12 protein-coding genes are annotated in these 13,101 nt (G+C 61.3%); 2 read left to right on the top strand and 10 right to left on the bottom strand.

Annotated elements, in window-relative coordinates; translation table 11 throughout:
- Positions 1-58 precede the first annotated feature (58 nt).
- The 9 genes from BC363_RS10790 to BC363_RS10750 form a co-directional block, all read right to left on the bottom strand.
- Complete coding sequence (locus BC363_RS10790) at positions 59-853, bottom strand: ABC transporter permease subunit (protein WP_065781712.1); 795 nt, start codon at positions 851-853, stop codon at positions 59-61.
- A 108-nt stretch (positions 854-961) separates the two neighbouring features.
- Positions 962-1,849 carry an ABC transporter permease subunit gene (locus BC363_RS10785; protein ID WP_348272161.1) on the bottom strand — a complete coding sequence of 296 codons (888 nt, stop codon included), beginning with the start codon at positions 1,847-1,849 and terminating at the stop codon, positions 962-964.
- Between the two features lie 12 nt (positions 1,850-1,861).
- A complete protein-coding gene (locus tag BC363_RS10780) occupies positions 1,862-2,929 on the bottom strand; it encodes an ABC transporter ATP-binding protein (protein WP_244519848.1) in 1,068 nt (355 codons plus the stop codon).
- 29 nt (positions 2,930-2,958) lie between these two features.
- The gene (locus BC363_RS10775) at positions 2,959-4,065 is read right to left on the bottom strand and encodes a polyamine ABC transporter substrate-binding protein (protein ID WP_083223419.1); all 1,107 of its coding nucleotides are present in this window, start codon (positions 4,063-4,065) and stop codon (positions 2,959-2,961) included.
- 564 nt (positions 4,066-4,629) lie between these two features.
- Positions 4,630-5,592 carry a carbohydrate kinase family protein gene (locus BC363_RS10770; protein WP_065781716.1) on the bottom strand — a complete coding sequence of 321 codons (963 nt, stop codon included), beginning with the start codon at positions 5,590-5,592 and terminating at the stop codon, positions 4,630-4,632.
- Between the two features lie 10 nt (positions 5,593-5,602).
- Entirely contained in the window at positions 5,603-6,805 is a 1,203-nt protein-coding gene (locus tag BC363_RS10765; protein WP_065781717.1) for an aminotransferase class I/II-fold pyridoxal phosphate-dependent enzyme, read from the bottom strand.
- Positions 6,806-6,851: 46 nt separating this feature from the next.
- Positions 6,852-7,688: a carbohydrate ABC transporter permease gene (locus tag BC363_RS10760; RefSeq protein ID WP_065781718.1), complete on the bottom strand. Its 837-nt coding sequence runs from the start codon at positions 7,686-7,688 to the stop codon at positions 6,852-6,854.
- Between the two features lie 3 nt (positions 7,689-7,691).
- Entirely contained in the window at positions 7,692-8,594 is a 903-nt protein-coding gene (locus tag BC363_RS10755) for a sugar ABC transporter permease (protein WP_065781719.1), read from the bottom strand.
- Between the two features lie 74 nt (positions 8,595-8,668).
- Positions 8,669-9,922, bottom strand: coding sequence for an extracellular solute-binding protein (locus BC363_RS10750; RefSeq protein WP_141690275.1), 1,254 nt, complete (start codon positions 9,920-9,922; stop codon positions 8,669-8,671).
- A gap of 90 nt (positions 9,923-10,012) precedes the next feature.
- Between BC363_RS10750 and BC363_RS10745 the strand changes: the two genes are divergently transcribed.
- A complete protein-coding gene (locus tag BC363_RS10745; protein ID WP_348272418.1) occupies positions 10,013-10,927 on the top strand; it encodes a MurR/RpiR family transcriptional regulator in 915 nt (304 codons plus the stop codon).
- A 19-nt stretch (positions 10,928-10,946) separates the two neighbouring features.
- A complete protein-coding gene (locus BC363_RS10740; RefSeq protein WP_065781720.1) occupies positions 10,947-11,624 on the top strand; it encodes a phosphoribosylanthranilate isomerase in 678 nt (225 codons plus the stop codon).
- A 129-nt stretch (positions 11,625-11,753) separates the two neighbouring features.
- Here BC363_RS10740 and BC363_RS10735 read toward each other — a convergent pair whose 3' ends face one another.
- Positions 11,754-12,989, bottom strand: coding sequence for a Zn-dependent hydrolase (locus BC363_RS10735; protein ID WP_065781721.1), 1,236 nt, complete (start codon positions 12,987-12,989; stop codon positions 11,754-11,756).
- Positions 12,990-13,101: the final 112 nt, after the last annotated feature.

Raw genomic sequence — 13,101 nt, 5'->3', positions numbered from 1 at the left:
GTCTGTCTCACGCAGCCGAAGCCTTATGATCGAAATGTGCTCGGTCGCCCGGCCGATTTTATACGGCAAGGCTGCTGTTTGCCGATGGCCTGGAGACGATGCGTGATGCCACCAGGCCGAAGACGACGACACCAAGGATGATCGTCGATATGGCATTGACCTCAGGGGTCACGCCGAACTTGATCTGCGAATAGATCTTCATGGGCAAGGTCGAGGCTCCGGGGCCCGTCGTGAAGCTCGATAGCACAAGATCGTCGAGCGACAGCGTGAACGACAGCAACCAGGCCGAAACGAAGGCCGGAGCCATGTTCGGCACGGCCACCTTGATGAACGCCAGGAATGGCGGGCAGCCGAGGTCTCTTGCCGCCTCCTCAAGCGACGGGTCGAGTTCGGCCAGACGGGATTGCATCACCACTGCCGCAAAACACATGGTGAAGGTGGCGTGGGCAAGTGTGATCGTCACCGGTCCGCGATCGATGCCCAACGTCACGAACATCAACAGCATCGACACGCCCATGACGACCTCCGGCATCACCATCGGCGCCACCAGCATGCCGTTGAAGATGTGATGGCCGCGAAAGCGCCGAATTCTCACAGCCACGATCGCCGCCAGCGATCCGAGCGCGGTCGCGAATGTTGCCGAGATCGCCGCCACGAGAAAACTGACCTTCGCCCCCTCGACGATCGACTGGTTGCTGATCGCGGCCGTGTACCACTGGGTGGAGAAACCTCCCCAGACCGTGACCAGTCGCGAGGCGTTGAAGCTGTAGATGACCAGAACCACGATCGGCAGGTAGAGAAAGGTAAGCCCGACAAAGATGGAAAGCCGGTTGAACAGGGATGGCTGGGGCATAGTCGCTCCTCACTTACAGCGCCGCGTCAAATATGACGCGCAATGGACGCTGTAGCACTTTGAACTTGCTGCATAATCTTATCCTTAAATCGATTCCGATTTAAGGAATTATGCAGTAGAGGTTCGAGACAAACGTGTCTGAAAAAGGACGATCGGTATCACCAAGATGACGAGAAGCAGCACGGTGACGGCGGAGGCTACCGGCCAGTCCCGGTTGTTGAAGAACTCGATCCAGATCGTCCTGCCGATCATCTGAGTGTCCGCACCTCCCAAGAGATCGGGCACGACGAACTCGCCGATAACCGGGATGAACACCAGCGCGCACCCCGCGGCAACGCCCCTGAGGCTGAGCGGAAACGTGACGCGCCAGAACGCCGCCATGCGCGAGCATCCGAGGTCGCGTGCCGCCTCGATCAGGGTGCGGTCGCTGGCACTGAGATTGGCGTAGATCGGCAGCACCATGAACGGCAGATAGGTATAAACGATGCCGATATAGATCGCGGTCTCGGTGTTCATGATCCGCAGCGGTTCGGAAATGACGCCGAGGTGCAGGAGCAGCGAATTCAAGAGCCCGTCGTTGCGCAGGATGCTCATCCAGGCGTAGACGCGGATCAGCATCGAGCTCCAGAACGGCACGATTACGAGGAAGATGAGGAAGGAGCGCGACCCAGGCGAGCAACTTGCGATGCCGTAGGCCAGTGGATAGGCGATCGCCAGCATCAGCGCCGTCGAAATCGCCGCCACCTTCAGGCTGGTGAGATAGGCAAGCAGATAGGTATTCTCGCCCAGGACGAAGATGAAGTTCTCAAGATTGAGGCGAATGCTGAGCAGCGAACCCTGCCAGGCATAAAGCGGCTCATAGGGCGGCATGCCGAGACGAACGGACGAGAGGCTGATCGCCAGCACGAGCAGGAACGGCATGAGAAAGAAGATCGCCAGCCAGCCATATGGGACGAGCACCAGCGCGCGCCGGCCCAGATTAGGTTTTGATTGCATCATGTCGTTCCCCTAGTCGGCCAGCAGACGGGCGGCCTGCGGCATCCATGACGCAAACACGGTGTCACCGACCGACAGGTCGTCCTGGGCGCCTAAGTTGACGCGCAGCGCGTCCAGCGTTGCTCCGCTCTTCAGGCGCACCCGGTAATGCCGCCCGGATCCGGCATAGCTGAACTGTTCGACAACGCCCTCGAGACCGCTGCCCTGTTTGTTGAGTTCCACTCGTTCTGGGCGCACCGACACCCAGTAGCGACCATTGGTTGAAATATGGTCGCTGGCGGTGGCAAGCACCGAACCGCCGGCCTCCGCACTTTCGATTTTCAGCTCATTGCCGGAGCGCCTGGCGGTGCCGCCTTCGAACACGTTCGCCTCACCCAGGAATTTCGCGACGTAGCGGGAGACCGGTGTTTCATAGACTTCGGCAGGCGATCCGATTTGCAGTACTTTCCCCTGTCGCATGATCGCAATACGCGACGACACGGTCATTGCCTCATGCTGGTCGTGGGTGACGATGATGAAGGTTAGCCCCAGCTCCCGCTGGAGCCTGACCAGCTCGTGCTGGGTTTCCGTGCGCAGGTTCTTGTCGAGCGCGCCGAGTGGCTCGTCCAGCAACAGCACCTTCGGCCGCTTGACCAGTGCGCGCGCCAACGCGACGCGTTGCCGCTGCCCCCCGGACAGCTGCTGCGGCTTGCGATCCAGCAACGCAGTCAGTTGCAGCTTTTCGGCCACCTCGCTGACGCGCTGCCGGATCTCGCTCCGTGCCAGCCGGTCCTGCTGCAGGCCAAACGCAATGTTCTTGCCCACCGACAGATGGGGAAAGAGCGCGTAGGACTGGAACATCATGTTCGTTGCCCGGCGATGGGCCGGAACATCCGTGACCTCTTCCCCGTCGAGCCGGACGACACCCGACGTCGGCGTTTCGAAGCCGGCGATCATACGCAGCAGGGTCGACTTCCCGCATCCGGATGGACCAAGAAGCGAGAAGAATTCCCCCTTCCCGATGCCGATCGAAATGTCGTCGACGGCGGTGAAGAGGCCGAAGGATTTGGAGAGGTTCTCGATGGAGACGTAGGATTGCAATACGGACATCCTTCTGCTTGTCGGCGCGCTCAGTTGCCGGCCCTGAAGGCGGTCCACACCCGGGTGCGCTCACGGGCCTGCCGCGGGGGCAGCGACTTGTCGACGAAGAGCTTGGAGCGAACCTCCGCGGGCGGATAGACGTTCGGGTCCGTGCGGATCGCCTCGTCGACCAGCGGCGTGGCTGCAGCATTGGCATTGGCGTAGAACACGTGATTGCTGATGTCGGCGACGGTCTTCGGCTCGAGAACGTAGTCGATGAAGGCCAGGGCCTGCTCCGGGTCAGGCGCATCGCTAGGGACGGCCATCGTATCGAAGGAGATGATGGTGCCCTCCTTCGGGATCGAATAGCCGACCGCGATGCCGTTGTTGGCTTCTTCCGCGCGCGCTGCGGCAATGCCCGCATCGCCGCTCCACATCATCGCCAGGCACAGCTGGCCGGAGGCCATGTCCGCCACCAGTTGTCCGCTCTGCATGTGGCGGATGTACGGGCGTAGCTTGAGGAGCAGGTCCTTGGCCTTGTCGAGATCTTCCTGTTTTGTCGAATAGGGATCCAGCCCGAGATAGTTCAGGGCGATCGGCACCACCTCGTTCGGCGCATCGACGATGCCGATGCCGCAGTCTTGAAACTTCTGCGCCAGTTCCGGCTTGAAGAACATGTCCAGGCTGTTCGTCGGGGCGCCGCCAACCCGCTCCTCGACGAGCTTCGGATTGTAGGCAATCCCTGTCGTCAGCCACATGTACGGGACGAGGTACTGATTGCCGGGGTCATGTTCGGCAACGAGCTTCAGAAGATCCTTGTCCAGGTTCTTATAGTTTTTGAGACCGGAAGCATCGATCGGCTTCAGCGCACCCGATTGGATGAGCCGCTCGCCGACGGTCGCGCTTGGAAAGGTCACGTCGAATCCGCTTCCCCCTGCCAGCAGGCGCGTTTCCAGAACTTCGAGCGAGTCAAAGAAATCGACACGGGCATCCACGCCCGTGCGCTTGGCGAAGTTCGAAATGGTATCCTCCGCGAAATAGTCGGAGAAATTGTAGATAAAGAGCTTCTCATCGGCCCTCGCTCCCCCCTGTCCATAGAGCAAGGCGATCGAGGCGATGGCAAACGAGTGCATAAGCGACCGGCACGGACCAGACATGTTCCCTCCCAAGGAATGATCTTTGTTTGCGAAAAAACTGCTGGCGTAACGGGGAAGGGTCAACACTCCCTTTGGCTAGGCCAGTCGTTGGCTCGCCGGCACCGCACATGACTCTTGGTTCTGAGAAATCCCATATTTCCAATGATTTGAATGCAGCAAAGTCGCGTCGGATCCTGGTGCAGTTTAGCGACCAAAGGCAGTGGTTTCAGTCGAAACACAGATTGCCTGAGGTTCAGATCGACCTGCCGACGCAATCGAGAACGGGCAAAGGTCCGCTCGGCAACAGGCTGGGGGTGCCAATGACGTCACATTTGGCAATGTAAGTAATGGCCTACACAAATCAGACCAAGGACGATTTCCGACGAGGAAGCTTCGCCTGATTGTTTCTCTGGCATTCCCGGTTGCGCCGCTGGCGGCGTCTTCGGAAGCCGCATCTTGCCCGCCACAAGGGCGCTTTGAACGCTTTCGAGCAAACAGAGAAGTACTTTGGGCTGTCAGCCTATGTTCGGTTTGGATCCTGCAAGTATTGAGGCTTGACGCGTTACGGTCGTTCCAGCTCTTCCCTCAAGCCGGCTTTCTCAGCCTATTGCCGTTGTCGGCACCAATCAGCTCCATAACCTCCGCCAGCGCGGGCATCGACGTTCCGGCCCCCTGCCGGGTCACCGCAACGGCCCCGAACGCATTGGCAAGCCGGCAGCATTCAGCTCCGGGCAATCCGGACAGCCGCCCGATAATGTGCCCGGCCGCGAAGGCGTCGCCGGCCCCTGTCGTGTCGACGGCAGCGACCGAAAACCACGGCGCGCTTTCAACCCCGGAATTTTGGTGGAGAGACGACCCCATGGCATCATGCTTGAGGGCGATCCTTTTCACACCCTGATGCAACAGCGACTTGATCATCTCGTCAGCAGACGTGTCGGGGCCTCCTCCTGCCAGCGGCGCAAGATCGGCCCCGCCCAGCATGATGGTGTCGAGTTTCGGCAGCAGATTGCGCACCTGCGGCGCAACCGACAGGGCAACGCCGGCGGGAATATCCAGAGTGACGGGGATATTTCGTTCTTCAGCAAGCTCGATCGCTCTAACCGCTGCGTCGGACTGCGGACTTTGCAACAAGGCGTAGCCGGAGAGATGGAAGAGCGCTGCATCCTCAAAGGTATCGCCGACGATCGATGCCGGGGACAAATGCGCATTGGCTCCGCGATAGGCAAACATCGTTCGCTCGCCGCTCTTGCCGACGGTCACGATGTTCGTTTGCGTCGGCTCAGACGGATCCCGGCCGATCCACGCCGTCGAGACCCCAATATCCTCGAGCGACGACAGCGCCTGCTGTCCCCATGCGTCTTGTCCCACCCGGCCGATCAGCCGGCAGCCGTGGCCGGCGCGCGAAAGCGCGATCGCCGTGTTGGTGGCCGAACCACCCAGCATGTGCCGCTGGGCGGTTGCGATCGCCTCTCCCCCCTCGGGCGGGTAGGCGGGGATATCAAGCACCAGGTCGATATTGATATCCCCGAGAAGGACGATCGCTGCCATTGCACAAACCCTAGAGATCGAGATGCATTTGTTCTATCGCCTGATCTACGTCGGCGATGATGTCGTCAACATGTTCGATGCCGACCGAGAAACGCACCAGGCCATCGACCACGCCCATCGCCTCGCGCTCCTGGCTGGGAATATCGAGAAAGGCCATGGTCGCGGGCATCTGCGTCGTGGTGCGCAGTCCGCCGAGGCTTGCCGCGAACGAGCCGAGCTTCAGCCGCTTTAAGAGCCGTACACCCGAAGCCTCGTCCTCGACGCAGAAGGAGAGCATGGCGCCGCCGCCGCGCAACTGCTCGCTCGCCGAGGCATGGTTCGGATGCGAGGGCAGCCCCGGATAGAAGACCCGCTTGACCTTGGGATGCGCTTCCAGGTGTTTTGCAAGCGCAAGCGCGTTGGCGCACTGCTTTTCCAGGCGCAGCGCAAGCGTCTGCGCACCGCGGAGCAACAACCAGGCATTGAAGGGTGACAGCGGTGCGCCGAGCTTGTTGAGCGTGTTCCAGCGCACGTCCTCCAGCCAATCCGCAGGCAGGATGTCCGACTTCAGCGTGATCACTCCGCCGACCGCATCATTGTGGCCGCCGATGAATTTGGTCGCGCTTTCGACGACGACGTCGACACCGAACTCGTGGGGTCGGCAAACCGCAGGCGATGCGAAAGTGTTGTCGCAAATCACGACGATGCCGCGCGCATGGGCGAGTTCCACCAGGGCTTTCAGTGGCGGCACCTTCATGGTCGGATTGGCGATCGCCTCGACGTAGAGGACCTTGGTCTCATCGGTAAACGCATTCTCGACCGCCCGAACATCGGTGCAATCGACAAGGCTGACCTTCAGCCCGAAATCGGCCGCGCGGTGATCGAAAAACTCGTGCGTGCTCGAATAGGTGGTGAGATCGGCAACGATGTGGTCTCCCGCCTTCAGGATGCCGAACAGCGCATGCGAGATCGCAGCCATTCCGGAAGCCGTGGCCAGGCAGGCGGTTCCGCCCGTCAGTTGGGCGATGTGTTCTTCGAACTTGTATTCGGTCGGGTTGCCGCAGCGCGAATAGATGTTCACTTCCTTGCGCGCGCCGGCGACGATCTGGTCGTAGATGTCGCCGCCATACTGGAAGTTCGCCGACATGTAGATCGGGTAGCTGATCGACTGGGAATGCTCCTCCGGCGTGTAGAAAACTGCCCGGCTGGCAAAATCGAGCTCTTTAGGCGACATGAAACTTCTCCTGCATTGGACCCGGCTGAAGCCGGGTCATTAACGGCTATTCCTTGACGGCACCGCCGAGCAAAGCGGCAGTGATCTGGCGTTCGAAAAAGATGAAGAGGACCAGCGGCGCGATGGCGGCGATCAGGATTGCCGCCAGCATCACCGGATAATTGGTGATGTGTTCGCCGACGAAATCCGTGAGGCCCACGGGCAATGTCTTGCGCGCCGGACTGTTGATGAAGACGACCGGAAACAGGAAATCGTTCCAGACCCAGATCATGTTGACGATCGCCGCGGTGAACATCGCCGGGCGGGCGATCGGCAGCGCAACACGGGCGAAGATCGACCACTCGGAAGCACCATCCATGCGCGCCGCGTCGAAAAGTTCGCGCGGAAGCGTGTTGAAGAAGGCCTGCATGATGAAGATCGTGACCGGCACGTTGAATGCGGCGGTCGGCAGGACGACACCCATATGCGTGTCCAGCAGTCCGGCGCCACGAAGCATCACCACCAAGGGCACGAGCGCCACATAGGCGGGTATCGCCATGGCCGCCGTCAGGCCGAGTTCAACCGCAGGCATCCAGCGCGGACGATAAACCGCTAGCGCATAACCCGCCAAGGTCGCGACGACCACCGTGATAATCGTCGCTCCTGCCATGATCAGTAGCGAATTGACCGCGTAACCGCCAAGCGCGCCGCCGCTCCAGGCACCGACATAGGCGTCAAGCGAGAAGCTCCGCGGGAAAGACCAGACCGAACGCATGAACTCCTTGTTGGTCTTGAAGGTGCTGTAGATCATCCAGATGAACGGGAACACCACCAGCAGCACATGCAGCGTCAGGAGAACAAGGACCACCGTGTTGGTCACGGTCCAGCGGCGAACGGCACCCATGGCTCAAGTTCTCCCGCCGACGCCGGCTCTTTTCAGATACCGGAAGACGAGCCAGGCGCCGATCGCCGTCAGCAGCATCTGCGTGAAGCCGATCGTTGCGGCGTAGCCCATCTCGAAGCTGCCGAAGCCCATCTTGTAGAGGTAGGTGGAAACCACCTCGCTTGCATGGTTCGGGCCGCCATTGGTCAGGACAAAGACGAGCGAGAAGGTCTTGAGCGAGCCAATGATCCCAAGGAGAGAATTGGCACGCACCGCGTCTCCGACCATCGGGATGGTGATCGAGAAGAACTTGGTGAAATGGCCGGCCCCGTCGATCTCGGCAGCCTCATAGACGCTTTCGGGCACACTCCGCACCGCGGCCACGAAAAGCAGAACGTAGAGGCCGAGATAGGTGAAGCTCATCACCACCACCACGGCCGAGAAGGCCGTGCCGGATTCGCCGAGCCAACCGCGCTTCAGGCCGTCCAGCCCAAGCGCGCCGAATGCCGCGTTCACCAGGCCGAAATAGGGATTGTACATGAAGCGCCACAGCAGCCCGATGCAGATCTCGCTGACCATCACCGGTACAAGATAGAAGAACAGGAATATCCGGCTGAAGGCGGGCACGATGCGCACTAGGCAGTAGGCGATGCAAAGCGCCAGAAACACCTGGAAAACCATCGCCGAAAGCGCGACGAGAAGGTTTCGACCAAGCGCCCGCCAGAAGATCGGGTCGCCGGCCAGGCGGACGAAATTGCCTGCCCCTTGGAAGACCGGTGCAGACGCTCCGTCCCAACGGAAAAGCGAGAGCCAACCGGCATAGACGACGGGATAGGCGACGAAGGCTGCAATGAGCAGGAATGCAGGCGACAGGAACAGGAGTGCCGCCCTGTTGTGGCTGCTGGCAATGCCTTTGCTGGTACTCATCGTTCTCGGGCTCCATGGAGGGCTTGCGCGGCGAGCGGCTCGCCGCGCAAGCGGGTCATGTCGCTGGCGGCGATCTACTTGTCGGCCCGCAGCGCATCCTCGAGACGCTTGGCTGCATCGGCCGGCGGCACCGAGCCGTCAAGCACGCCCTGGAGCGATGTGTAGTAGATGTTGGTCGCAGCCGGCGGCATCGCCGTGTCATAGAAGGGATCGAGGCGGCCAGCAGCAGCCATCAGCTTGCTGCTGATATCGAACAGGACAGGGCCTGCGGCCGCCTCGGTCGTCGCATCCTTCACCGTGACCATTGTCTTTCGAAGCTCGACATACTTGGTCATCACCTCGCGCGACGTCAGGAACTTGAGCAAGGTCACGGCATCGGCCTTGTTCTCGGCCTTCTGCGAGATGCCGAATGTGGCGGCGACGCCGGCCAGGACGTCAGACTGGTCACCAGCCCCGTCCTTGACTGTCGGGAAGGCGAAGTAGCCGAGCTCGAAGCCTTCAGGCGCATCCGCGGAGGCGCCGATCTGCCACGTGCCGTTCAGCATCATCGCCGCCTGGCCGTTGAGGAAGAGCATGTTGGCTTCCTGGTCTCCCATGCCGTTGAAGCCGATCGGGAAATAGCCCTTGCTCGAAAGCGCGGCGACATGTTCCAACGCCTTGGTCGCCTCATCGCCGAGCGCGGCTTTGGCATCCTTGTTGACGAAGGAGGAAACCACACCGGATCCCTTGAGGCGCATTTCGAGATACTGGAACCAGAACGTCGCGGGCCAGGCGTCCTTGTTGCCAAGCGCAAACGGGACAATGCCCTCGCCCTTGATCGTCTCGGCCAATGCCAGAAGCTCATCGTAGCTCGACGGCACCGTCCAGCCGTTTTCCGCAAAGAGCGCCTTGTCGTACCAGAAGACGACGGAGTCGACATCAACGGGAACGGCGTAGGCATGACCATCCTTGCTTGTCTGCGCCAGCGCGCTTTCAAGGAAGCTGTCGCCCCAGCCGTCCTTGGCGAGGTCCGCGTCGAGCGCATACATCTGTCCGCCATTGACGAAGGCGTTCAGGAAGCCGCCGGGCAGCGTGTAGAACACGTCAGGCGGATTGCCCGACGCCATGGCCGTGTTGAGCTTGGTCTTATAGGCCGACTGCTCGGCCGCAACCACATCCAGCTTGATGTCGGGATGGGCCTTGGCAAATTCGTCCAGTGCGAAGTTGATGAAATCGACCTTGTCCTGCTGACCCGCATAGGCGTGCCAGAACGAGAGTTCACCGGCCGCGGCCGGAAAGGCGGTCAGCACCACGGCCGCACCAGCAATCAACAAACGCTTCAGTCCCATGACATCCTCCCAGAAGTCGAGCAGCGCAACTCATCGCGTCGATGCAGTGATGCCACATCATATCAGTCATGTCTATAGTGACACCACAACATGACTATGCTAGCCTCCTCGCCAAGACGCACCGCGAACCCGAAAAGGGCCCCGTCAATGATCAATGATTTGCGAGGCAACAGCAGCATTCCAGCCAGCAGCCGGCTTCGAAGCGTGCTGCCGAAATTGTCTGATTCCGAACGGCGCGTGGCGCTTTGGATGCTCGACAACAGCGACAGCGCCATCCGCCAGTCGATGTCGGCAATCGCCCAGGCGACGGATGTCAGCGATACGACCGTGCTGCGCATGTGCCGCACCGCCGGCTTCGAGGGGTTCACCGATCTCAAGCTGGCTCTGGCTCAGGAACCGCGCACCGTTCAAGCCGAAATATCGACCGAGCCGCAGACAAGCGACCTGCAGGCTGCCACCCGATTGTTTCGGGCCATCGGCCAGGCCCTGACCGATACGCTCGGCGTTCTCAATGAAAAGACCCTGGCCGAAGCAATCGATCTGATGGCCGGTGCCAGGCACATATTGGTCGGAGGCGTCGGCGGATCCGGCATCGTCGCGCAGGCATTTTATCAACGCTGCATCCGGCTGGGTCTGCGCTGCGATGCACCGGTCGATTCCCAGCTGCAGATCATGCATGCGGCGCTGACCGGGCCGGGCGATCTCGTCGTCGCCATCTCCTATTCGGGCATTACCAGCGATCCGGTTCTCGTGCTGCAGGAAGCCAAGTCGCGTGGCGCCTCGACGCTCTGTATCACCGGCAACAGCAGCTCACCGCTCGCCCGCCTCGCCGACGTCGTTTTGGTCAGCGTCTCGCATGAGCAGGGCAGCGAGCCGATGGCCGCGCAGATCGCGCAGATGACATTGGTCGACGCGCTCTATTCCGTCTTCGCCGCACGCAATACCGAGCGGGTTCAACTCACCGAGGAGCGCATGGTCAAGGCGATCCTCCCGAAGTCAATCTAGCCAAAAGACGAGCAAGGCATTGAAAACACAAATCTACACCATGCAGACAGTCGCGGAAGCCCTTGCTGCGGCCGAAGTCGGCGTCGATTATCTCGGCGTCACACCTTCGAACCGGGGGCTGCCCGGAGAGATCAGCTTCGCCACGGCGCGCGAGATCACCGATGCCCTCAAGGGCAAGGCGCAACGGGTGGCGCTGTCGGTGGAGAGTGATCTCGAGGCGATCGTCGAGATGGTGGACGCAGTGCAGCCCGACGTGCTGCACCTGTGTGGCGACATCGAACTCGTGACCGCCGAGCATGTCAAAACGTTGCGCACCAAGCTGCTTGCAAAGTATCCCGACCTGCAGATCCTCCAGGCCATTCCGATGACGGGCCCGGAGGCACTCGATCACGCCGCAAGGTTCGAGCCGTTCGCGGACATCTTCATCCTGGATTCCGTCGCCGCCCACATTGGCGGCATTGGTGCGGCCGGCGTCACCCATGACTGGTCGCTCAGCCGCGACATCGTTAAACGCAGCAAACGACCGGTGATCCTGGCGGGCGGCCTCAAGCCGGAGAACGTCGCCGCTGCGATCGAAGCGGTTCGCCCTTGGGCGGTCGACTCGCTCACGCACACGAACCGCCCGCTTCCGGAAGGCGGCTTTCGCAAGGACATCGACAAGATCGCGGCCTTCGTGGCTGCGGCCAAGCACGCCTGAAATTGAAGCCAGGCGCATTCCGGCGCGCAGCACCGCTGCGCGCCCTCGGGCCGCTTGGCTTGCGAATTCAGCCGCACCGCACCCGACGGTGGTGTCCAGAGAGCGACGGATTGCCAAGGAGGTGGCCGTTCATCCGCGCGACATGGCCCTGTCCAGCACCACCGACAGCAGCACATCCGCCCCGGCCGCAACGGCCTGGGGAGAGGCGTATTCCTGCGGATTGTGACTTATACCATCACGGCAGGGAACAAAGATCATCACCGTCGGCATCCGTCGTGCCAGATGAAAGGCGTCGTGGCCCGCCCCGGACACCATATCGTGCGCGGCAAAGCCGAGACGTTCGGCGCAGGACCTGACCAGGTTTGCAAGGTTCGCGTCGAACCGGACAACGGGCGAGTGCCAGCGAGGCGCAACGTCCAGCCTTATTGCGGGGTAGTTGCGCGACAGGTCGCTGCAGCCACGCATCAGTGCATGATGCATTGCTTCCAACTCGATTTCGTCGGGATGCCGCAGGTCGACCGTCATCTCTATACGGCCAGGCACGACATTGATGGATCCGGGAACAGCTCGCACTTGGCCAATGGTGCACCGCGCCTGCGGATCGCGGCCGCCGATATCATGGACAAGGTCGATCAGTCGCGCGAGCATCGGCACGGGATCTTTCCGCAGCGCCATCGGAACCGGTCCGGCATGGGTTTCCTCACCATGCAGCGAGATTTCATACCAGCGGATCCCCTGCCCGCCCGTCACGACGCCGATAGTCTTACCGCTGTTTTCAAGGATAGGCCCTTGTTCGATATGCAGCTCGACATAGCAATCGGCCAAGCCGATATCCGGCACCGGCTCCCGCTCATAGCCGTGGCGAACGAGTTCGTCGGCGACACGGACTCCGCCTGCATCGCACGCGGCAAGAGCCTGTTCGAAAGGCAGGATGCCACAGGCCACGCCCGACCCCATCATCGCTGGCTGAAAACGGCTGCCTTCTTCATTGGTCCAGACGCAAAGGTCCACAGGCCGCTCGGTCTCAAGGTCGAGGTCCGCAAGCGTCTCGAGAACTTCAAGCCCCGCCAGGACGCCGAGAACGCCGTCGAAACGCCCACCCGTCGGCTGGGTGTCGAGATGACTGCCGACAAGGACGGGTAAAGCGTCGGCATCGCGTCCCTGCCGACGGAAGAACAGATTGCCGATCGCGTCGCGCCGCAAGGCGAAACCCCGCGCCGCGCACCAGGAGATAAGCAGGGCGCGACCCGCCTCATCGTCATCGGACAAGGTCAGTCGGCAACTGCCGTCCCCGGGAATCGGACCAATCTGCGCCATCGCCAGAAGCCTTGCCCATAGCCGTTCGCCGTCGATGCGGTGCTGCATCCGCCTTCCTCCCTGCCTCGCTCGCTCCCAGATCGCCCTTATGCGCGAGCACTGCCAGTCCCCCGCATGGGGGACTCGATGGCCCGATCGAACGGCACGTAGGATGGCTGAT

The sequence above is a fragment of the Ensifer sp. LC384 genome, assembly GCF_001695865.1.
Lineage (GTDB): Bacteria > Pseudomonadota > Alphaproteobacteria > Rhizobiales > Rhizobiaceae > Ensifer.
This window is presented reverse-complemented; position numbering and strand designations above follow the sequence as displayed.

Bases quoted from the DNA above. Each gene is read 5' to 3' on its own strand.
- BC363_RS10750 (WP_141690275.1), bottom strand. From the start codon at position 9,922: ATGGGACTGAAGCGTTTGTTGATTGCTGGTGCGGCCGTGGTGCTGACC.
- BC363_RS10735 (WP_065781721.1), bottom strand. From the start codon at position 12,989: ATGCAGCACCGCATCGACGGCGAACGGCTATGGGCAAGGCTTCTGGCG.
- BC363_RS10755 (WP_065781719.1), bottom strand. From the start codon at position 8,594: ATGAGTACCAGCAAAGGCATTGCCAGCAGCCACAACAGGGCGGCACTC.
- BC363_RS10765 (WP_065781717.1), bottom strand. From the start codon at position 6,805: ATGTCGCCTAAAGAGCTCGATTTTGCCAGCCGGGCAGTTTTCTACACG.
- BC363_RS10785 (WP_348272161.1), bottom strand. From the start codon at position 1,849: ATGCAATCAAAACCTAATCTGGGCCGGCGCGCGCTGGTGCTCGTCCCA.
- BC363_RS10790 (WP_065781712.1), bottom strand. From the start codon at position 853: ATGCCCCAGCCATCCCTGTTCAACCGGCTTTCCATCTTTGTCGGGCTT.
- BC363_RS10775 (WP_083223419.1), bottom strand. From the start codon at position 4,065: ATGTCTGGTCCGTGCCGGTCGCTTATGCACTCGTTTGCCATCGCCTCG.
- BC363_RS10760 (WP_065781718.1), bottom strand. From the start codon at position 7,688: ATGGGTGCCGTTCGCCGCTGGACCGTGACCAACACGGTGGTCCTTGTT.
- BC363_RS10745 (WP_348272418.1), top strand. From the start codon at position 10,013: ATGACTATGCTAGCCTCCTCGCCAAGACGCACCGCGAACCCGAAAAGG.
- BC363_RS10770 (WP_065781716.1), bottom strand. From the start codon at position 5,592: ATGGCAGCGATCGTCCTTCTCGGGGATATCAATATCGACCTGGTGCTT.